Source organism: bacterium (assembly GCA_024228115.1).
In the GTDB taxonomy this organism is placed as follows: Bacteria; Myxococcota_A; UBA9160; order UBA9160; family UBA6930.
In genome coordinates, this window is the sequence record JAAETT010000415.1 from 1 (window position 1) to 19,844 (window position 19,844).

At 65.9% G+C, this 19,844-nt stretch carries 18 protein-coding genes; 7 read left to right on the top strand and 11 right to left on the bottom strand.

Translation table 11 applies throughout. From position 1 onward, the window contains the following. Positions 1 to 128: 128 nt before the first annotated feature. The gene (locus tag GY937_17755) at positions 129 to 704 is read right to left on the bottom strand and encodes a hypothetical protein (GenBank protein ID MCP5058551.1); all 576 of its coding nucleotides are present in this window, start codon (positions 702 to 704) and stop codon (positions 129 to 131) included. Positions 705 to 819: 115 nt separating this feature from the next. Here GY937_17755 and GY937_17760 point away from each other — a divergent pair, with 115 nt between their 5' ends. Beyond that, positions 820 to 1,461, top strand: coding sequence for a response regulator transcription factor (locus GY937_17760; protein MCP5058552.1), 642 nt, complete (start codon positions 820 to 822; stop codon positions 1,459 to 1,461). A gap of 29 nt (positions 1,462 to 1,490) precedes the next feature. On the opposite strand, the gene GY937_17765 is transcribed toward GY937_17760, so the two are convergent. The 5 genes from GY937_17765 to GY937_17785 form a co-directional block, all read right to left on the bottom strand. Continuing rightward, positions 1,491 to 2,651, bottom strand: coding sequence for a class I SAM-dependent RNA methyltransferase (locus GY937_17765; protein MCP5058553.1), 1,161 nt, complete (start codon positions 2,649 to 2,651; stop codon positions 1,491 to 1,493). Then, positions 2,641 to 4,539, bottom strand: a complete 1,899-nt coding sequence (locus tag GY937_17770) for a molybdopterin biosynthesis protein (GenBank protein ID MCP5058554.1) — start codon at positions 4,537 to 4,539, stop codon at positions 2,641 to 2,643. The genes GY937_17765 and GY937_17770 overlap by 11 nt, the downstream gene beginning before the upstream one ends. Then, positions 4,536 to 5,777 (bottom strand): molybdopterin molybdotransferase MoeA, encoded by a 1,242-nt coding sequence (locus GY937_17775; protein ID MCP5058555.1) that lies wholly within the window; start codon positions 5,775 to 5,777, stop codon positions 4,536 to 4,538. Before GY937_17775 ends, GY937_17770 begins: the two co-directional genes overlap by 4 nt. Positions 5,778 to 5,878: 101 nt before the next feature. Next, a complete protein-coding gene (locus tag GY937_17780) occupies positions 5,879 to 7,612 on the bottom strand; it encodes an aldehyde ferredoxin oxidoreductase (protein ID MCP5058556.1) in 1,734 nt (577 codons plus the stop codon). A gap of 58 nt (positions 7,613 to 7,670) precedes the next feature. Next, a complete protein-coding gene (locus GY937_17785; protein MCP5058557.1) occupies positions 7,671 to 8,009 on the bottom strand; it encodes a MoaD/ThiS family protein in 339 nt (112 codons plus the stop codon). A 68-nt stretch (positions 8,010 to 8,077) separates the two neighbouring features. Here GY937_17785 and GY937_17790 point away from each other — a divergent pair, with 68 nt between their 5' ends. The 3 genes from GY937_17790 to GY937_17800 all read left to right on the top strand — a co-directional run bounded on the left by GY937_17790 (position 8,078) and on the right by GY937_17800 (position 10,806). Further along, positions 8,078 to 8,998, top strand: coding sequence for a hypothetical protein (locus tag GY937_17790; GenBank protein ID MCP5058558.1), 921 nt, complete (start codon positions 8,078 to 8,080; stop codon positions 8,996 to 8,998). Positions 8,999 to 9,130: 132 nt separating this feature from the next. After that, a complete protein-coding gene (locus tag GY937_17795) occupies positions 9,131 to 10,522 on the top strand; it encodes a hypothetical protein (GenBank protein ID MCP5058559.1) in 1,392 nt (463 codons plus the stop codon). After that, the gene (locus GY937_17800; protein MCP5058560.1) at positions 10,522 to 10,806 is read left to right on the top strand and encodes a 4a-hydroxytetrahydrobiopterin dehydratase; all 285 of its coding nucleotides are present in this window, start codon (positions 10,522 to 10,524) and stop codon (positions 10,804 to 10,806) included. The genes GY937_17795 and GY937_17800 overlap by 1 nt, the downstream gene beginning before the upstream one ends. Here GY937_17800 and GY937_17805 read toward each other — a convergent pair. The 3 genes from GY937_17805 to GY937_17815 are packed head-to-tail and all read right to left on the bottom strand — an operon-like array spanning position 10,803 to position 14,826. After that, positions 10,803 to 12,308 (bottom strand): DUF1329 domain-containing protein, encoded by a 1,506-nt coding sequence (locus GY937_17805; protein MCP5058561.1) that lies wholly within the window; start codon positions 12,306 to 12,308, stop codon positions 10,803 to 10,805. The two genes, GY937_17800 and GY937_17805, sit on opposite strands and share 4 nt — an antisense overlap. Before the next feature lie 17 nt (positions 12,309 to 12,325). Then, positions 12,326 to 13,933: a hypothetical protein gene (locus GY937_17810; protein ID MCP5058562.1), complete on the bottom strand. Its 1,608-nt coding sequence runs from the start codon at positions 13,931 to 13,933 to the stop codon at positions 12,326 to 12,328. A gap of 38 nt (positions 13,934 to 13,971) precedes the next feature. Continuing rightward, positions 13,972 to 14,826 (bottom strand): LLM class flavin-dependent oxidoreductase, encoded by an 855-nt coding sequence (locus tag GY937_17815; protein MCP5058563.1) that lies wholly within the window; start codon positions 14,824 to 14,826, stop codon positions 13,972 to 13,974. A gap of 54 nt (positions 14,827 to 14,880) precedes the next feature. Here GY937_17815 and GY937_17820 point away from each other — a divergent pair, with 54 nt between their 5' ends. Continuing rightward, a complete protein-coding gene (locus tag GY937_17820; GenBank protein MCP5058564.1) occupies positions 14,881 to 15,345 on the top strand; it encodes a MaoC family dehydratase in 465 nt (154 codons plus the stop codon). Between the two features lie 7 nt (positions 15,346 to 15,352). On the opposite strand, the gene GY937_17825 is transcribed toward GY937_17820, so the two are convergent. Further along, positions 15,353 to 16,237, bottom strand: coding sequence for an alpha/beta hydrolase (locus GY937_17825; GenBank protein ID MCP5058565.1), 885 nt, complete (start codon positions 16,235 to 16,237; stop codon positions 15,353 to 15,355). Positions 16,238 to 16,295: 58 nt separating this feature from the next. Here GY937_17825 and GY937_17830 point away from each other — a divergent pair, with 58 nt between their 5' ends. Next, a complete protein-coding gene (locus GY937_17830; protein ID MCP5058566.1) occupies positions 16,296 to 17,924 on the top strand; it encodes an NAD+ synthase in 1,629 nt (542 codons plus the stop codon). Between the two features lie 17 nt (positions 17,925 to 17,941). On the opposite strand, the gene GY937_17835 is transcribed toward GY937_17830, so the two are convergent. Then, positions 17,942 to 18,421, bottom strand: a complete 480-nt coding sequence (locus GY937_17835; GenBank protein ID MCP5058567.1) for a cold shock domain-containing protein — start codon at positions 18,419 to 18,421, stop codon at positions 17,942 to 17,944. 184 nt (positions 18,422 to 18,605) lie between these two features. Between GY937_17835 and GY937_17840 the strand changes: the two genes are divergently transcribed. Then, entirely contained in the window at positions 18,606 to 19,709 is a 1,104-nt protein-coding gene (locus tag GY937_17840; protein ID MCP5058568.1) for a transporter substrate-binding domain-containing protein, read from the top strand. Positions 19,710 to 19,844 lie beyond the last annotated feature (135 nt).

Consider the following 19,844-nt stretch of genomic DNA (forward strand, 5'->3'; position numbering starts at 1 on the left):
AAGCACACTCCGCATTCGCGCCACGGAATGGGCATCGACCACCCAAAACGAGATCCGTCAGCGTCAATCGCCGCGCGGCACGCTGAAACATTGGAAAGCCAGCTTCTCAGCCAACTTTCGTGCATAGTTCAGGCTAACCCCGTCCCGACACGCTCGAGAAGCGCGGACACGTCAGAGTGCAGCTCCTCGGGACGCATGGCCCGGGCGATCCGTCCGGAAGGCAGGCTACGGCCGAGTTGACTAGCAATTGGTCCCTTTGGCCCCAGCAATCGTTTGGCGTCCAGTCGTTCCATCGCCGCCTCATCACCCGGTTCTGGCGCATGAGCATTCAGCAGGCTCTCGAGCACGCTGGTCTCCGCTGAGTCGAGACGGAGTGCCCTGCGGATGGCGCTCGGAGCGAGCAGATAGCTCTCGATGTGTCTACGGCCCCAGGAGAAGGTCTGGAGGCCGTCCCGCTCGTCGAAGCGAAGCTCTTCAGTGTCGCGATCGAGGACGCAGAGCCCGCGTGCTTCAGGTTGGACCTCGCGCAGCTCGTCGAGATGCCGACGCGCACGTTCGGGTCTCCGGCCTCCAAGGATCACGAGGACCCCGGCCAATGCCTTGGACATCTGCGGCGACATCCCTCGCGCCCACCCACGCAAGATCTCTCCATCGCGAGCACCCTCGACATAGACGACGAATGGGCTTGCAAACCGGATGGACACACGACCTCCGAATCAGGTGCAGCTGAGAAAAACAACCTACACCGCGAATGCGGGCATTGTCACGAAACCCATGAAGGGTCTACTCTACATCTGCAAGTTTGAGGAGGGGTTCCCCTTGATCGGTGCCGTGATCGCGGATGACCATGCCATCGTCCGAGAGGGCCTGCGCCGTCTGCTCGAGGCTGAGGAGGATATCGAAGTCTTCTCCGAGGCCGCCGACGGCCGCGAGGTGCTCGAGGAAGTTGCGAAGCACCAGCCGCAGGTCGTGATCCTCGATATCTCGATGCCTAACCTGGGCGGCCTCGAAACCCTCGAACGGCTCCGCAATGCCCACCCGAAGGTCAAGGTCATCCTGCTCTCGGTCCACGCGGACCCGCCCTACATCCAGAGCGCCGTGAACCTGGGAGCGGACGGCTACGTATTGAAGAACGGCCGCGTGAACGAGGTGGTCTCTGCGGTGCGGGCGGTCACCAAAGGGGGCAGCTACTTCAGCCCGCCGGTTGCCAAGGAGATCGTGGAGCAGCTTCGCGCACCGAATCGGGGCGTCGCCGAACCCTTTTCCGTGCTTTCCACACGGGAACGCGAAGTTCTCCAGTTGATTGCCGAAGGTCTGTCGGCCAAGGAAGTGGCCAGCGAGCTCAGCATCAGTACCAAGACCGTGGAAGCTCATCGCACCAGCGTCATGCGAAAGCTCGGCGCCCGGAAGGCCACCGAGCTCGTCCGCTACGCCCTGCGCCACGGTCTCATCGAGCCCTGACGCGACAGAGGAGCGTCCCCTCTTCTCGCTCAGAGGGTGAGGATTGCGAGGGCTTCGATGTGGGGGGTCTGGGGGAAGAGATCGAACGCCGTGACGGCCGAAAGCTCGTAGCCTCGCTCGGTGAGGATGCGTAGGTCGCGGGCGAGCGTGGCGGGATCGCAGGAGAGGTAGACGATGCGCTCGGCGCCGAGGGCGGCCAGCGCCTCCGGACCCCCCTTCGCGAGACCGGTGCGCGGTGGATCGAGAAGCACGAGGTCCGGCCGTGGGTCTCGGGGATCCGCCAGGTAGTCTTCCGTCGGGATCGGGCGGATGGCCACATCGGCCGGCACTTCGGCAGCCTTGAGATTGTGGCCCAGATCGCGGGCCGCTCGCCGGTTGGACTCGACGGCCGTGACCTGGCCGAACGCGCGACTGAGCCCCAGCGTGAAGAAGCCCGCGCCCGCGTAGAGTTCCAGCGCCCTCTCGCCTCGGCCGCAAGCCTCGCTGACTGCTTGGGCCAGCTGGTTCCGGAGTGCTGCGTTCGCCTGGAAGAACACGCCTGGCCCGATACGAAGGGAATCGTCTCCAACTCGCAAATGGATCGCGCTGGCCTTCGCTCCGGGGCCGTCGACGCGGACGGAAACCTCCCCAGCGTCGCCCACTGCCAACAGCCATTCGGCCTCGCCCTCGGGAGGAGCCTCGGCCAGGCTGCCGAGGACCGCGTCCAACTCGGGCACGAGCACGGGACAGTTCCGGGTCCCACAAACCTCATGAGAACGCATGCGGCGGAACCCGACCTCTCCGGCCTCGGCGAACACCCGCGCACGGCTCCGATATCCGAGCTCGTCTGCCGACTGAACGGGAATCTCGACGGGGGGCGTGAGCCCTGCGATCCGTTCGATCGCGTCTCTCAGGATCCCGACCTTGGCGGCGAGCTGCGCCGGATAGGCGAGATGTTGCCAGGCGCAGCCGCCACATTTCCCGGCGATGGGACAAGGCGGAGACCGCCGATCCGGACCAGGACGCAGCAGTTCTACGACTTCCCCGCGCGCGAAACGCTTGCGCTCCTCGATGAGGCGAACCAGCACCTGATCGCCTGGCGCGGTCCAGGCTACGAAGACGACACGGCCGTCGGCCAGGCGGCCCACGCCATCTCCCCCGGCGGCCAGGGAATCGATCTCTACGACGACGGGAGAACTCTCAGCCGTCATCGGGCTCCCCGAATCCCGCTTCGGCCAGGCGAACACGAAGGGCGCTTCCCGGCTCGAGGAGTCGTCGCATGGACGCCACGGCTGGCCGATTGCCCCGCGCCCGCGGGACGATGAAATCGTAGTGCTCGGCTTGCAAGGGCCGAAAGCGCAGACCCGCCTGCTCCGCGATCGGTGCGATGGTCACACCCCAGTCCGCGCGCTTCTGGGCGACCGCTGCTGCTACGGCGTAGTGGGAGCGCGGTTCGTAGGCATGGCCGGGAGGGCGCCTGTCTCCGAGGAGACCGTCGATCAGCAATCGGGTTCCGGCACCTCGGTTGCGGTTGACCATGCGCAGCGTCCCATCGGCCAGCAGCCCATCGACGTCCCGCGTCTCGTCGGCGCGGGTGACCACGCCTTGCATTCGTGTGTAGCCCGGCAAGAGCTCCAGGTCGCCTTCCAGGAACGGCGCGTTGTAGGTGCCGCTCTCCGGGTCGAGAAGATGCATCGGCGCCACGTCGCATTCACCGCGCCGGGCGGCTTCGAGCCCACCCTGGCTGCCGACCGCCATCAGCTTGATCGTGAAGCCCTCGGCCGAGAGCGCGGACGCGAGCAGGTCGAGCCCGGAGCAGTGGCTGCCAATGACGACCAGGTCGGCCAGGGACGGCTCACGTCCGATTCGTGTCACCTCGACCGGGATATCCGCTTCGACGATCTCCACGTTTCGTCCGACCCGCACGAAGCCGTCCGCCCGGCTGAATGCCGTCACCGAGCCGCTGCCCTTGCCCATCGGGTAGGCGGCCAGGTCTCCATCGGGGCCCGGCACCAGGCCGACCAGCAGGTATTCGAGACGCCCGCGCTCGGATTGCACGCGCATGGCAAGGCGAGCCGTCAGCGTCTCCCTGCAATCTCCCCCGAGGCCCGCCATTTCCCGGAGCACCGGCGCAACGAACTCGTGGAAGGTGAAGACGGCGGAGGTCGGGAACCCGGGCAGAATGACGACAGGTTTTTCTCCGGAAGCCGCAAGGCAGATCGGTTTGCCGGGTTTGAGCGCGACACCGTGCACGAGAATTCCCGGCGATAGATCGGCGATGACCTGCGCGTTCAGGTCCCCCTCCCCCTTGGAGGTACCGCCGGAAAGCAATACGAGATCGGCCGCAACCAGCGCCTCCGCGACTGCCGCCCTCAAGGCGAGCTCATCATCGCGAAAGGCGCCCATGAAGAGAGGCTCGCCCCCGAGTTCCCGCACGGCGTCGGCCAGGATTCTTCCATTGCTGTCGAAGACCAATCCGGGGCGCATGGCCTCCCCCGGCTGCACGATCTCGTCGCCAGTCGAGAGGATCGCGACACGAGGCCTGCCCACGACGGCCACCCGTTCCCGACCGATGGCCGCCAACACGCCAGTCTCTCGGGAGGAGAGTCGCGCGCCCGCGAAGAGCACCGTCTCCCCCATACCCATGTCGGTGCCGGCAAATGCCACGGCGCCGCCGGGCACACGCGGCCGCCTGACGATCAGCTCGGCCCCGTCCACATCCGTATGCTCGACGGGCACGACCGCATCCGCGCCACGCGGCAACATGCCGCCCGTGGCGATCGGAGTCGCCGTCCCCGCCACCACTTCCAGCTGCGGCGCGATTCCGGTGGGAATCGTCTCCTCATTCAGACGGAGCCGTCGCGGCTCTTCCTCGGATGCACCGAATGTATCGCTGGCGCGAACCGCGAAGCCGTCCATATTCGAGCGATCGAATCCGGGCACATCTACTGCGGCTCTCACGTCTTCGGCGAGCACCCGCCCGAGCGCTTCATCGAGCGGGATCTCCTCAGTGGGAGCCGCAACCACCCGAATCGCCTCACGCCAACGCCGCTCGGCTTCGTCCCGATCCAGGACTTCCAGGAATTGCTGTTGCTTCATGCCGGCAGTTCTTCGTCGTAGAGAACGACGTCGACCTCGGCGCCCTCGGGCATGCCTTCCAGCTCCCGCGGCACGATCACTGCGCCCGCCGCGCGAACCGTCGAGGACAAGATGGACGCGCCCGACGTTCCGATCGGTGCAACGCAACCCTCTTCGATCGCAACACGCACGTAGTCCGTCCGTCCGATGGCCGAGACGATCTTGCGGGCGAGCGGTAGCCGCACCCGACGATGAGGCCAGGCGCCGTTCCGCCCGCCAAGCCGGCGAAGCGTCGGCCCCGCAAAGAACTCGTAGGCGCATAGGCAACTCACGGGGTTTCCGGGCAGCAAGAAGACGAAGCGTTCTGCGGTGCCGGCCACGGCTGGCAGCCGGCCAACACCGGCCGGGCTCGAGGGACGCATCGAGACTCCGTGAAAATCCAGTTTGCCGAGTTCGGCCACCAACCGCGGAGCATGATCTTCTTTTCCAACGGAGCTTCCGCCGGAAACGAGCAAGACGTCAGCTGCAGCCGTTGCGAGAAGATCCGCGATCACTTCCGGGCGGTCTGGGAGGATGACGTGGGGAAGCAACACGCTTCCATCTCGCTCCGCGAGCGCGCCGAGCACGACCGAATTGCTGTCGACGATATGCGGGCCCTCTGGCCGACTCCCGGGCGGCAGGAGCTCATCACCCGTGATCACCAATTGCACCCGTGGGCGGCGCACGCAGGCGGCTTCCGCAACGCCGATCGACGACAGCAGGCCCGCATCTTGAGGCCGCAAGCGCCGGCCCACGTCGAGAACGATGGCTCCCGCCCGGATGTCTTCACCCGGCGCACCGACATGCTTCCGCGGAGCGACGGCTTCGGCCAGGCGCAAGGTGGTGGCAACCTCCTCGCATACCTCGGCCATCACGACGGCGTCCGCGCCCTTGGGCAAGGGCGCACCGGTCATGATGCGCACCGCTTGCCCGGCTTCGACGGTTCCCGCGAAAGGCCGGCCGGGCATCGACTCCCCCACCAGCTCCAGGTGCAGCGAGTCGTACGCCGACGCCCCGAACGTGTCTTCGCCGCGAACCGCGTAGCCATCCATGGCCGAACGGGCGAAGCCCGGGACATCCACCTCGGCACGCACCTCTTCGGCGAGGACACGCCCGACGCTCGAGAGCAGCCCAACCGGCTCAGCCGGAAGCGCGCGCGCATGGTCGGCGAGAAAGCCTGTCACCTCCTCGACGTCCGCCCGCTCGGCGAACCCGCGCATGCGTACATCGCGTGTCGTCAACTCGTTCGCGCTCCCGAAAAATGGGAACGGGCAGAAGGAAGAGCCCCCCTGCCCGTTCTCGAAAGATGAAAGCCGTGGGCTCAGCCAGCAGCCTTCGCCGTGAACAGATCCTCCTGGGCCGGCATCCGCTTGAAGACGGCCTGGATGATCTCGGCGGGCACGTCGAACACCACCTTTGCGCCCTCAGCACCGACGGCATCCTGCGCGAGGCAATCTGCCATCTTGTCGTCGGCGGCGGTGAAGCCAGCCTGGCGGTTGAACTCCCACTCGTCCTCGAGCACCTGCCAGCCCTGGTCGTGAATCGTCTCCCGGCTCACTTCGTCGCCGCACATCGCGCCGTAGAAACCGCGAATATCATCCAGGCTCGGCTGGAGGAACTGGCAGAAACCGGACGAATCGCAGACCGCGTTGACGATCTGCACCTTCTGGCTCTCCCACGCAAATTGGTCCGGCGTCAGGCCCGGGTTCACGATCAGGCCAGCCGTGTGGTCGCCCCCCATCGCGCTCGTGCAGTAGGAAACACCGGTGGCCTTGAGCGGACGCGGATCCCAGGCCGGAATCGCCTGGCCCCTGGCCTCGGGCACACGATGATGGCCCGTGAACTTCCCGACCGCGACAGCGCCGTTGCCCACGGCGTTGCCACGCTCGGTGCCTTCGGGGATCTCGGCGATCAGTTTGCGCATCTCATCCGCATCGCCCCACTCCATCTGGCCCGCGTCCATCAGGATGGCGATCGCGGCACCGGTCTCGATGGTGTCGAGGCCGACCTCGTCGCAGAGCCGGTCCATGTCCGCGACGTCTTCCCAACTCGCCACGGCGCAATTTGCGCCGAGCAGCGTGAGCGTCTCGAACTCGAGGGCCGATGTCTTGTACTCGCCCTGGGCGTCGTTGACGATGTTCGAGCACTTCACGATGCAACCGGTCATGCAGTTGTGCATCTTGCCACCGCGCGTCTCGAAGCTCTCGACGATACGTGCACCGTCGAGGGTCTGCGCGTCGGGGGATTGTCCTTCGACGCGATTCTTGTACGGGAAGGTGTGCAGCATGTTCGCGACCGGCACGATGGAGCTCGTACCCGTCTTGAACATCTGCGGACCCTCGAGAAAACCCTTCGAATACTCCTTGCAGAGGGCACCGAAAGCCTTGCGATCGCCCGGCTGGCGGAGGGAAGCCTTGCCGGGATCCACCGCGACGAATTTCAAGCCCTTCGAGCCCATCACCGCACCCAGACCGCCGCGCGCGGCATGGCGTGCCGGATAGCGGTTGTCCTGGTCCGTGGTTGCCACGGAGGCTCCTGTCAGGCGCGCCTCGCCAGCCGGTCCGCAGGTGATGAACGAGGTCGTCGTCGGATACTGGCCGTGGAGATCCTCGCAGAGGGCGTAGTTCCATTTGCCCTTGTGGTCGTCAGCGGCGACGACGGTCACGCCATCTCCGTTGACTTCGAGGGCGTAGCGCTTCTCCGCGTCGGCAGGCTGGCCCTTCACGATGATGCCGCGGTAGCCGAGCTTCATCAGGTGCTGGCCGGGCTGGCCTCCAGTGTTCGCCTCCTTGATGCCGCCGGTCAGCGGGCTCTTGCCGCCGATCGAGATACGCCCTGACGTCGGTGCCGCGGTGCCGCCGAGCACACCCGGCGCCATCACCAACACGTTGTCAGGCCCGAGAGGATCGCAGTTGGGATCGCATTCCTTGAGGAGGATTTTCGCGGAGAGACCGCGGCCTCCGAGCAAGTTCCACTCTTCGGGGAAGTCACGGATGTCGATGGACTGGTCGGTCATGTCTACGTAGATCAGCTTGTCGCCGGTGGGGCCACTCATGAAAGGTCTCCTCGAATCGTCCTGGTTGAGATGGAAAAATGTGTACGGGACGCGCTTCTCAGCCGCCCGCGATGGCGGCGAGAACCTCGACCTCGTCGTCAGGCGAGACCGGCGTTCGCAGCGCATCTTCTGCGCCGAGTTGTTCGCGGTTGACGAACAGCTTCACGAACCGTTGAACGGCGCCGTCTTCATCCACCACGAGCGCCAAGAAGCCCGGAAATTTGTGCTCGACCGCCTCGAGACACTCGGCGACGTTCGCGCCGGTCACATCGACCTCGGTCGCCCCCTGGGTGGAGCCGCGGTACGGAGGCGGAATGACGACCTTGGGCATCGGACTCCTCGGGGCCTGGCGCAGATCTGCACCGATGCGGCCCGGGGTGAAGTGGAGGGCGATCATAGCGTTCCTGATCGGGCCCGGGGCGGACCTGGACCGCTTTGCCCCTTGCCAACGGGTAGACTGAGACGATGGCTCGACCCGTGCTGCGTTGTCTGTTGGCAGTCTTCTTTCTGTGCCTTTCGGTGGGTGCCCTGGCCGATGGCCATCCTCGGCGGGCCGCTCTCATCCGGCCGCTGCAGGTGCGATTGGCCCAGGCCGATCTGGTCATCGTGGCCGAAGTCGTAGGGCTATCCGATGGCCGGATCGACGTAGCCGGGGTGAGGCCACTCTCGGGAGCCGCGCCCGACCGGTTCCAGATCAAGCGCCGCCGATCGAGCCCCCCGCCCCTGGCGGTCGACGACCGGGCACTTCTCCTCCTTCGTGGCGCCCGAGCCCCCTACGTGTTGGTGGACGAACCGGCGGAGACGGTTCGGCTGGTGGATGCCAGGGGGGAGAAGGCCTGGAGCGAAGCCGTCCAGGCGGTGCTGGCCCACCCGGACGATCCCTCGGCCCTGGCCGCCCGCATGCTCGGCTGGATCGACCGGGGACCTGCGGCCTTGCGCGACACAGCCCTCGTTTCACTGGGCCCGCTGTTGGAGGCATCGGAGAGCCTTCGAAAGGAGGTTGCCCTGGAACGCGCGGACGCGGCGGCCCGGTCGGACCTCCCGCGGGAGGCGCGAGCGATCTCGGCCCAACTCGCAGCGGGAAGCGAGCAAGGGCAGGATCGGTTGGTCGCTGAACTCGCCCGTGCGGAAGAGCTGGAAGCCACCTCCCTGGCGATGGCGCTGCGTTTCGCCAGCCTGCGCAACCACACCGATCTGGCCTCCCTGTACCACCGCGCCCTCCGTTCGGAGCATCCCGAGCTGCGCCGGATTGCCGCCCAGGATCCCAACCCCGCCCGGCGCCTCGGCGAATCCGCCACGAGTGCACTCACCCGGATCGCAGCCGACGACCCCGACGAGCTCGTGCAGAAGGCCGCCCGCAAGACGCTCAATCGCCTCCGGCACTGACCCAGCCGCGGACGCTCCTCTAGTGCACCCCCCGGGGGATAGAGGTGCGGCTGTGTTCTCGAGGGGTAGCTAGACTTCCGGGTCGTCGGGCCCCGCGGACGCGGCCTGAGAATGGGTGGGAGCGGAGGCTGAGTGGCCAGCCGATTCATCATCTGTGATGGCGCCGAGTTGGCTCGCCTTTGGGCGAGGATCGGCGCGAGCGAAGCCGAGGAGCTTTTCTGGCTGCCTCGGGACGATGAGTCGCGCGCGCGCCCCCAGGGTTTTCGCGCCCTTCAGGGTGGATTGACCGCGGAAGCAATCTCCAAGCTCGAACCGAAGGAGGGAGACGAGTTCGCGCTGGTCAGCGAGGATGGTCCCTTCATTCGAGCCGCCGTCGCCGCCATCAGCAAGGCCACACCGGGCGCCCCGGTCCTGGTCATGTCGGACAGAATCGATTCGGATGACATCCCGGACCATCCCTGCCTCCGACGCACCGGCCTGCGGACGCAGATTCGGGACGATGTCGACCTGGATTTCGCCCACCTCGGCAATCTTCGCCGCGTCGTGCGGCTGCGCGAATTGCTGAGCAGCCGTGAGAAGATCGGCATTCTCCTCCAACCCGATCCGGATCCGGACGGAATCGCCGCCGGCTATGCCCTGCGCATCCTGTTGGGCCGGAAATCGCCAACAGCGCCCCTCATCTCCTTCGGTGAAATCCAGCGCCCCGAAAACGCCGCCATGGTGCAAGCCCTGGGGCTCGACGTTCGAACGATCGCTCCCGAAGAACTCGATGAGTTCGACGGTCTTGCCCTGGTGGATGTGCAGCCCACGGTCTTCGGTGAAAACCCGCCGGCCCGAGTGCTTTCGGTCGATGTCGTGATCGATCACCACCCGGAGCGAACTGGCTACGACGCCGTCGTGAAGGACATCCGAACCAGTTACGGCGCCACCTCGACGATCATGACCGAGTACCTCCAGGCCTCCGGAACAGAAATTCGCGGCAAGCTGGGCACGGCGCTGCTCTACGGCATCAAGAGCGATACCCAGCTTCTCGGTCGAGATACCAGCCCGGCCGACATGCAGGCATTCGCCAAACTCCACGCCTGTCACAGCCCAGCCTTGTTACGACGCATCGAGCGTCCGGCCCTCCCGACGGACGGGCTCCGCGCTCTGGGCAGGGCACTGGCTTCGACGAGTGTCGAAGAAGGCATCCACCTGCTCGTGCTCGGGCGGGTAAGAGAGGACGTGATCCCGCAGGTGGCGGAACTTGCGCTCCAGGCCGAGGGCGCGGAGTGGGCCATCGCGGCGGGGACCGTCGGTGGCGATCTGGTCTTCTCGGTGCGCAACGTCGGCTACGTGCGGGCCGCGGGCGAAGTGGTGCGAGCCGTCGTCGAAGGCCTCGGTGTGGGCGGCGGCCACCGCTCGATGGCCAAGGGCATCATCCCCCTCAAGGCCTTCCGCAAGGTCTACAAGCGCGCCGATCGCAGCACGATCCGCCGGGCCCTGCTGAAGGCCTTCACCAAGGCCATCCACGAGGACGACTGATGGGAAGCGGCCCGTTGCCCGAGGCCGAACTGCGAAATGCACTCGACAGCCTCGAGGGCTGGCGCGTCCAGGCCGGCAAGCTCCACAAGGAATTCCAGTTCGCAGATTTCAACCAAGCGTTCGGCTTCATGACACGCGTCGCGCTCGTCGCCGAGCAACAGAGCCACCACCCGGAGTGGTTCAATGTCTGGAACCGCGTCGTCGTCGATCTCACGACCCACGATGCCGATGGCATCACGGCGAGCGACATCGAATTGGCGAAAGAGATGAACCGCCTGGCCTAACGCCGCCTGGTCAGGCCGCTGACGGACGTCATTCGCTTGACTGTCTTGTCCGGCGGCGGTGTCCCCACGTTGTCCCAGGATTCCCGGCGCCAGCTGCCGGATTCCGCCAGATTCGCGAACGCGGCCCCTACTGAATCGATCACCCGGATCGGCCGAGCCTCATCGTCCGGCCAGGCCGGATAGTCCTCTCTGTCCTCGCTCCAACGGCCCGCGTAGAGGCCGACATTCGTCATCTCCTCCTTGCCGTCGAATGTCGCCATGTAGAGTGGCTGCAGCGTCTGCAGATCGACATACACCACCTGGCGGGAGTTCAGATCGCCTGTCGGATCCTTGGCTCGCATCTCGAGCACCAACGCGCGACGCAGATCCCAGCGATCACTGGCGAAGGAAAGCCCCCAGGGCCCGAAATCCCGATCCTCGTTCTCGGGATACCCGGGAACCGTCGTGTTGATCGGCGCCAGCACATCATGCAGGCCAAGCACGACGGTTTCATAGAGCAGCGGCCGAAAGACCAATCCCTCGTAGCCACTGCGCTTGTTCTGGACCGTCCCGCCGACCCCGGTGACACCGCCGGCTGCACCGATGCCAGCCCCTCCACCACCTACACCTACGGCGAGCTGCTGGTTCTGCACGACTCCCACCGAGAAGGAAGGCATGTAGAGCCCTTCCACCTGATTGGCATTCAGCCGGCGCACCCGACGCCACTGGGGAAGATAGGCATGAAGATCATCCGAGCGTTTGATCTCGAGCTCATGCTTCAGGTCTCGGTACTGACGCCAGGAGTGTTCCCGCGCATCGAACGGCTTGTAGAAGATGCCCCCGGCGACGAAGTGCTTGGAGCGTGCACCTGGTGCGACGTAACCATCTTCCACCCGGTCCGCGCGATGCGCCATCTGGAACTTGAACATCTCGCCCTCGAACGGTTCGGCCCGCCCGATACGGCCGACCAGATCCGTCATGCGGAATTTCCCGTGAAAGCCCGCGGCCTGATACCGGAACTCCACATTCCACAGCCACTTGTCGCCAGCCTGGGGATCCTCAGAAGCCAGATCCCCCGCTGCAAACGGTTGGCCCGCCGTATAGTCATCGAGGCCACCATCGGCAGAGAGCTTTGCCTGGCCACGAAAAGCCTCGGTCGCCTCGTCGTAGAATGCGGGTGGGCTGTAGTCCTTGAAGCAAGGCCCAATTTCGAGACGCATCCCGTCGAAGAAGAAGCGCTCCCGATGAGGCCATACGAATTCCGGAAGGAAATCTTGCAGGACATCGAGCCGCTCGAGTTCGAAGACATCTCCCGTTTTGAAGGGAAGGGCCGCGGGCGCATCCTCGGGGCTTCCGCCGGGCCCTGCCACCAGGCCCCCGGCGGGCTGGCACGCTCCCGGCGCGGGCAGCGCCCAGGCCGAAGGCTTGGCGCTCGGGGTCGACTCGTCGGCGAGAGCCGCGCTGGCCGGCCATGCGGCGAGCAGCAATAGGATGACGAGTACTCGTCGCTGGGATTCGGTCATGGCCGGGCCTCCGGGTTTCAGGAGAGAGTGAGCAAGTCGTGACTGCCGCGCAGCCGATCGGGAATCGCGACCCCGATGGGGCAGGAGCCCAGGCAGGGGCCGCTGCAGGAAGCACAGGCCTCCGCATTGGTTTCCAGGCCGGCATAGAGGCGGAGAGCCTCCTTCTCGTTGCCGTAGTCCTCGAAATACATGCGATGGCGGAGTACATCGTTGATCGGCACGTCTTCCGGGCAGCTCTCCAGACAAGCGCCGCAATGCGGCGTGCAGTAACTGCCAGCAATCTGCCGGTCGTACTCCTCGAGCAAGGCGAGATCGTTTCCAATCAGATTGGTGCCGGAAGGTTTGGCACCGGACAGATTGGCTCCGGAAGGCTTGGTACCGGAAGCAAAGAGGTATTCGTCCACGTGCTGGAACTCGAAGAACGAAATGACGGCCGCCGAGACATCCGCATTCGATAGCACCCATTTGAGAGCTGCCTGACTGTAGGCCGTGGAATGCTCACGGAAGCCGGCCAACCCATGATGCCGAGCGCCCTTCAATGTCTTCATGGCGACGATGCCCATATCCTGCTGCTTGCGGGCTCCCCCGATCACTTCGGCCATCGCGGGCCAGATGCCGTGGTGATAGGCGAGCATCATCACGTCGAAGCGACCATTGGCGATCGCCGCCTCGGCGACCTGGATCAGGTTCGGCGTATGCGAAGAGAAGCCAAGGAAACGGACCTTGCCCTCTTCCTTCAACCGGTCGAAGGCTTCGTGCATCGTCTCTGATTCGATCCGCTCCACCTCGTCGCAGCTATGCTGGTGCACGAGATCGACGTAATCCGTCTGCAGCCGGCGGAGGCTCTCCTCGACGACCTGCTTGTGCTCGGCGACGCTGGCAAGCGGCCCGAGGTGGCCGCGAGGTGTGCAGAATTTCGTGGCCAGGAAGACCTTGTCCCGCCGACCCTTGAGTGCGGCGGCGATCGCCTGTTCGCTTCCGGTCGACGAGTAGTCCGGGGACGTGTCCACGTAGTTGATGCCGCGATCGAAGGCCATTCGCACGACCTCGCTGCCCTTCTCCCCCTGGACCCGGCCACCGCCGACGACGATGTCGGAGATCTTCCAGCCCGTCCGACCCAGCGTCCGATAGCCCTGGACACGGCTTCCCTTCCACTCGTCCGGGTAGCTGTCGTGGGTCTTGACGACGTCGCCACCGAAGATGTCAGTGACTGTTGGGAGCCAGCCTCGACCTTCGTTCCCGAGACCCGACAGGCCTCGCGCCGCGGCGACACCGGCAGCGCCACCGGTTGCCACCAGCGCCGTCGCCCCACCGGCCAAGGCGCCCGAAAGCACGCTGCGCCGCCCGGGATCCGTCTCCCTCATCTGGCCGCGAACTGCCCTCCGCATCAACCAGAAACTCGCGAAGGCCACGACAAGCAGACCCAGGAGCATCCAGACGACACCGGCGACCGGCCGCGGATAGGAGATCCCGACTGCGTCCACCGCCGCCTGGATCTGTGCGCCCGCCGGGAAGGCAGCCGAGGTGAGATCGATGGCGGTCTTGTAGAGCGCGGCGCCGGACCAGCCAAAGCCGATCAACGCCGCCAGCGCGAGCGAGACGAGGAACGCAGTACGCGGCTTCATGAACCCCCCGGACGGTTTCGAGGAGTATACGCGAGCGCTCAGGCTCCGGTTCCCGAGCGCAGCGAAGCCGCTCGTCCGGCAAGCCGTTCGACCTCGGGTGCGATGGCCTCGGGCCCGAGATCGGGAGCCATGGGGAGCACCCAATCACAACAGACGATCGCCCGATCCCCCCTCGAGGGCGGTGGAACATCCATGTTGGCTTCCAGGAGAAACGCCACGCGGGATGGCTCTCCGGGTGCCAGGGCTTCGAGGTATGGATCGGCAGAAACCCCAGCGCGGAGCACGAGCCCCTGGCGGCGCTCCGCGACCCGGCGTTGCGCGACTGGGGCCTCCACCCCGATCCAGAGCGGAGGACCGCCCGATTGGACCGGCCGCGGGTGGATCTCCACGTTCTCGGTCGGGAAGAAGCGACCGGAGAACTCGAGTGGCCCTCGCCACGCAGCGGTGATCAGATCCAGGGCTTCCTCGAAACGGGCGATGCGCTCCTCCGCGTCCACACCGAAATGCACCAACGCGCCCGGATCCGCCCCCAACCCCACGCCCAACTCGAACCGACCTGCTGAGAGACCATCCAGCGAGGCAGCATCCTCGGCCACGCGCAGCGGATGGTAGAAGGGCAGAGGCAGAAGGCCGCTGGCGATCCGCAGACGATCGGTGCGCATGGCCACCGAAGCGCACAGCACCAGAGCCGAAGGCACGAGGGAGGCCTCGGACGTGGGCCGCTCGGCGATCCACAAGACGTCGAAGCCCTGCGCTTCGGCCTGGGGGGCGGCTTCGAGCAACGCCGCCAGGCGCTCCCCAGCAAGTGCACCCTCCGCGAGGCGAGGATCGAAGCGCAAACCCAGCCGGGTTCGCGGTTCCTGGGAGACAGACTCGTTCTGGGGCTCAGCCACGGCAATCAGATTAGCCGGCTTCCCCGGACTGCCTGCTATCCTGCGGGGCCCGCCATGGCCAGACGCATCATCCCCGACATACCCACCCTCAAGTCCCTCGTCGGCACCGAACTCGGCGTATCGGATTGGATCGAGATCACCCAGGAACGGATCAATCTCTTCGCCGAAGCGACCGGCGACTGCCAGTGGATCCATACCGATCTGGAGCGTGCGAAACGCGAGTCGCCTTTCGGAACGACGATCGCACACGGCCATCTCACGGCGTCCCTGGCCCCGCACCTTCTCTCGCAGATCATCGAGGTGAAGGGTGCGCGCCTGCTCGTCAACCCGGGAATCGAGAAGATGCGCTTTCGTTCCCCCGTTCCGAGTGGCTCCCGTCTGCGCATGCGCGTCACGCTGAAAGCACTCCGAGAACTCCCGGGCGGCGCCCAGCGCGCCACGTTCGCGATGCGCTTCGAGGTAGAGGGCCAGAAGCGCCCTGCCGCCTTCGGCAACGCCATGCTCGTGTACTACCCCTAGCGGAGGGTCACGAGAGGAACGCGCGTATGGCCTCCAGGAATACCTCGGGTTGGTCATGGTGGACCCAGTGGCCGGCGGATTCCACGTTGATGAGCCGCGCATCCGAGAAGTGCCCGGTGCGGCCGTCCTTCTCGGGATCGCTCGCCCAACTCTCCATGCCACGCACGAGTAGCACCGGGCATTCGATTCGGGCCCACATGGCGTGGAGGTCATCGGTCGCAAGCCGCACGGGAGAGAACGCGCGCACGTAGTTGTCGAACTTCCAGCTGAAGGTGTGGTCCTCGTTCCGGGCGACACCATGAATCGTCAAGTGGCGGGCGAGATCGGGGGGCAGGAACGAATTGACCTGCTGCATGCGCTGGGCCGCCTCATCGATGGAGGCGTAGCGGCGGGGGCTGCGCGCTGCGAGTTCCTGCGCTGCGATGACCCAACGGCTGAAACGCTCGTGGACCGGAGTCTCGGCGAGGCGCTTCGCAAGCTCCGGCGCGGGACCGAGGCCCTCGATGGCTACCAACTTCGACACCTTCTCGGGGTAGACGCCTGAATAGTGCAGTGCGATGGCTCCGCCTAACGAATGTGCCACGATCGTCAGCGGCGCCAGCTCCAGCGCCTCGACGAGCTGAGCGATATCGAGCACGAAATCCGGAAGGGTGTAACTGCCGCCAATGGCCCACGCACTATCACCATGGCCGCGCAGATCCGGAGCGATCACATGCCAATCGCGGCGCAGCTCGCGGGCGATCGGGTCCCAGCTGCGAGCATGGTCCCTTCCGCCGTGGATCAGGAGGAGCGGCGGCGCGTCCTCGTTGCCCCAATCGACGTAGTGGAGCCGCAAACGCTGGGAAACGTAGAAATGCGAGCTCGGGCCGATGATTTCGGTGGCGGATGACATCGGCCGATCCTAGCGCGTCCCGCTTGACGCCTTCTGGGTCGGCCCCGATGCTTTCAGCGTGAAGATCGCGATCGCCCAGATCAACCCCACCGTCGGCGACCTCCAGGGGAACCGCCGGCGAATCGAGGAAGCTGCAGAGCGCGCGAAGCGCGCGGGGGCGGAGTTCTGCGTCCTTCCTGAGCTATGCCTGACCGGCTACCCGCCGATGGATCTGCTCGAACGGGAGGGCTTCGTACGCGATCAGCTGAAGGAGCTCGAAACCCTCGAGGCCTCCTCGAAAGGCATCGACCTGGCGGTGGGCGCCGTTCTGCCGGTGGAATCCGGCAGGGCCAAGCGCCTGGCGAACGCCGCCGTGCTGCTGCGCGACGGAAAGCGGGCCGCCGTTCAGGCCAAGACCCTGCTTCCGACCTACGACGTATTCGATGAGAACCGGTACTTCGTCGCGGCGGAAGAGCAGATACCGATCGGCCCGCTTGGACTCAGCGTTTGCGAAGACGCCTGGGCCTTCGAGATCGGCTACGGCCGCGATCCGGTCGGCCGCCTTGCGGCCGCCGGGGCCCAGCTGGTGCTGAACCTTTCGGCCTCGCCCTGGCATGCCGGCAAGCCCGGAGAGAGGCGGCGTTTGTTTGGCGAACTTGCCACTCGTCATCAGGTGCCGATCATCTTCGTCAACCAGGTGGGCGGCAACGACGAGCTGATCTTCGATGGCGGCTCCTTCGTGGTCGGAAGCAGCGGCCGTGTCCTTGCTCAGTTGCCGCTCTTCGAAGAAGCGTTCGAGATCGTCGACGTTCCCGGCACAACCGCCGGACGCCTACCCGACGATGTGCCGGAGTCGGATCGGGTGAGCCAACTCGAACGCGGGCTCGTGCTCGGGATTCACGATTACTTCCGCAAGCAAGGCCTCCCGCCGGGCGCCGTGATCGGCCTCTCCGGGGGGATCGATTCGGCGGTTACCGCACACCTCGCGGTTGAAGCGCTCGGTGCGAAACAGGTGGTTGGCATCGCCATGCCGGGACCGTTCTCCTCGGGACATAGCGTGGATGATGCCCTCACTCTCGGTGAGCGGCTCGGCATCGACGTTCGCAAGGTGGAGATCGGCCACATCTACGAGGCCTACCGAACGATCTTTGCCCAACTCTTCGGCCAGAAGGACGACTACGGCCTGGCGCAGCAGAACATCCAATCGCGCATCCGGGGCGCCATCCTGATGGCCGTCTCGAATGCAGAAAACCGCCTCGTTCTCGCGACGGGAAACAAGAGCGAACTCTCGGTGGGCTACTGCACCCTCTACGGAGATACAGTGGGCGGGCTCGCGGTGTTGGGCGACGTCTACAAACGCGACGTCTACGCGATCGCCCGCCATGCCAACAAGAACGGCGAGCGTATTCCGGTCAACACCATCGAAAAACCGCCCTCCGCCGAACTGGCACCGGACCAGCTCGATAGCGACGATCTGCCGCCCTACGACATTCTCGATGCCGTGCTCGAACAGGCCATCGAAGGCGGGCTCGGTGCCAACGCCCTCACGCCGCCGCCTGGCACGACCCGGGAAGAAGCGGCAGCCATCGTGCGCCGGCTGGATCGCAACGAGTACAAACGGCGTCAGTCACCGCTCGTATTGCGTGTCTCGCCAAAGGCCTTCGGCGGCGGGCGGCGCCTGCCGATCGTCCATCGCTATCCGAGCTGAAGAAGCGAGCGGAGCCGCTAGGCGGCAGTTTCGGAAGTGATCCCGCGGACATGTTCGGCCCGAGCGCCGCGGGGACCTTCCTGGATGACGTACTCGACCGTGTCGCCCTCGGCGATGTTGTCGTACTCGGTGCCGTTCATCCCGGAGCGGTGGAAGAAGACTTCTTTCCCGTCTTCACCGCGGATGAAGCCGAAGCCCCGATCGCGCACCATCTTCTTGATCTTGCCCTTCGATTTGGGTCCGGTCGGAGCGGCCGGCGTCTGCGGCCCGGTGCGACGGCTTCGCCCTCGGCTTCTCCCTCGCCGCGGCGTGCGATACTGCTCGCCAACGTGGAACTCCTTGACGAAGAGTTCCGCGGGCACGGTGAGAGGTTCGTGACCCTCGGTCTGGGCCTCGAGCAGGACCTCTTCGTCTTCCACTGCCACGACGGCATAACGGAGGCCCGTATTCTTGTGGGTGCATTGGGCACCCGCCTCGATCTCGTCCAGCGACAGCATGACGGGAACCTCGGGGTGGAAGGGGGAATGGCTTTGCCGAGCAAGCGGGGGGACGCTGCGGGCGCCGCTGCCGACTCGGCCGAAGCCGGGGCATCGGAAGCCGCGGACGTTAGGAGATCCCCCGTGGGTGGTCAAATCGCCCCGAGGGTAAGATCATGGGCCTCGCCGAAGCGTTGGAGATGATATGAGATTTCAGCAAGCATGCCGGAGCGCGTGCTTCCGGATCGGGTTGGTACTGCTACTGGCGCTTGGCTGCGCCTCGGAGCCGACCTCCCGCGATACCCGGCCCGTTCTGCGAGTCGGGACGAGCGGGGACTACGCGCCCTTCAGCCTGGAGGCCGCGGACGGGGCCCTCGCTGGCCTGGATGTGGCGCTCGCCCGGGCCTTTGCCGCGGATCGCGGCCTTCGCCTCGAATTCGTTCGATTCCGCTGGCCCGAACTGCAAGCCGATCTCCAGGCAGGACGCTTCGAACTGGCGTGGAGCGGCATCACGATCCGGCCCGAGCGATCCTTGCGGGGCCACTTCAGCGTCCCCTACCTCGAGAGCGGGGCCGTGGCATTGGTTCTTGCTGGCGCCTCGGCCCGGCGCGCAGGAGATCTCGACCGGCCCGGACGGCTCATCGCCGTCAACCTCGGCGGGCACCTGGAGCGGGTCGCTCGCGCGCGTTTTCGTCTGGCCACCGTTTCTCCGGTGGATGGGAACGGCGACGTGCTCGCAGAACTCCTGGAGCACCGGGCCGATGCCGTCATCACGGACACGCTCGAGGCATCTCATTGGATCGCTGCCAGCAATACTCCCTTGCGCGTCTTGGGTCCATTCACCCGCGATTACAAGGCCGTCTGGCTGCGCGAAGACCAGCCGGAGCTGGCCCGTGACGTGGACCGCTGGCTGGTGGCCCGCGAGGCGGACGGAACGCTCTCGCGGATGCGGAGCGAGGCGGGCATCGTCCACGCGCACGGCTCCGCGGCGCCAGCAGCGGCTCTCGAAGCGGCGCTCATCGAACGGCTCTCCCTGATTCCCTTCGTGGCGGAGGCCAAGCGCCGAAGTGGGGGCCCGGTAGAGGTTCCAGAGAGGGAGCGGATCGTGACCCGGGCCGGCGAACGTGCGGCCCGCCTTGCAGCGGTAGAGGCTGGCGTACCAGCCCTCGATGAGGCGGGCGTCACCTCGTTCTATCGCAGGCAGATCGAGGCATCGAAAGCGCTGCAACACGAGATCCTCGCGGGGCCAGCTGCGACTGGCGACCCGCCGAGCCTGGCCGAAGAGATTCGCCCGGCGCTGCTACTGTAGACGCTCACTCAGAAGCGTAGAAATCTGATCATTTGGCCGGGGGGCGACGCAGTCCGCCGTTCCGGATTCCGATTCAGATCTTCCGGGTCGAAAGGTCCTTGACCCAGGGCGAACGCCCTCCCGGCTCGACCGGAG